General features: G+C 30.0%; 1 protein-coding gene. It reads left to right on the plus strand.

Going from position 1 to position 970, the window contains the following annotated elements; genetic code table 11:
• Positions 1-123 precede the first annotated feature (123 nt).
• On the plus strand, positions 124-753 hold the full coding sequence (locus BpJC4_RS15790) for a type II toxin-antitoxin system PemK/MazF family toxin (protein WP_151698193.1): 630 nt from the start codon (positions 124-126) through the stop codon (positions 751-753).
• Positions 754-970 lie beyond the last annotated feature (217 nt).

Raw genomic sequence — 970 nt, forward strand, 5'->3', positions numbered from 1 at the left:
TTAATTATGATTTAGTATTTAGGTTGAAATTATCAAAACTCGCTTTAATCTTTATTCATTTATTGGTTGTATTGTAATCTATTTTTTTGTAGATTTATAGTTTAGATATTACGAGGTGAAAGTATGGCACTCATAAAGAGAATGGTATCTTTAATTGAAAGAATGGCAAATAGATTAAATCAGTTCGATCCGGATAAAACAATGAAATTGTTAGATTGGACAATTCGAAAATTTAGAATACAAGCGAATGCACATCTACATAATAATAAAGTGATTTACAGAGGGGAAGTCTATTGGTGTTATTTAGGTGAAAATATAGGAAATGAAGAGAGTAAAAAAAGACCAGTCGTAATCATTCAAAATCAAAAAGGTAATGATCATTCTCCTACTACGATTGTAGCACCTATTACTAATGCTACAATAGATCTTCCAATTGCTGTACCAATTAATAGAGCTCAAAATCCAAATGTGACAGGAACAATAGATTTGGGACAGATAAAAGTTGTTCATAAGGCAAGATTAATTGGGAATAGTATAGATAAATTAAAGAACTCTGAGCTTAAAAAAGTGGATATGGCAATAATGAAATCTGTAGGTACGTATAACCATTTAATTCGGGAACAAAGGAAGTTTGAACAAAAAGAAAGATATGCAAAAAGTTTGAACCAGGTGTTAAGTGAAATCAAGAAGGAGCTTGGAATTACTAAAAATGAAGATATTCTCAATGCAGTTAAATCAATAAAAAGCAAATAATTATTGACCTTTTCCCCGGGTTATGTTTTAATAAAAGTACAGATAGAGCTTATCCTAGTTAGGATAAGAGGAAAAAGGTTTATATTCAGAATGAAGAGGAGATTTTTATCTTCTCTTTTTACGTATTATGGTTATTTTTTAAGATCTTGACTCATAATATATAACAGATGGTGCTTGGTGTTGTATACACCAAGAGGAAAATGTCCATCATCAGAAG

The sequence above is a fragment of the Weizmannia acidilactici genome (assembly GCF_008974185.1).
GTDB lineage: Bacteria > Bacillota > Bacilli > Bacillales > Bacillaceae_C > Weizmannia > Weizmannia acidilactici.

Excerpts from the sequence above, each read along its gene's own strand:
- BpJC4_RS15790 (WP_151698193.1), top strand. The coding sequence starts at position 124 with ATGGCACTCATAAAGAGAATGGTATCTTTAATTGAAAGAATGGCAAAT.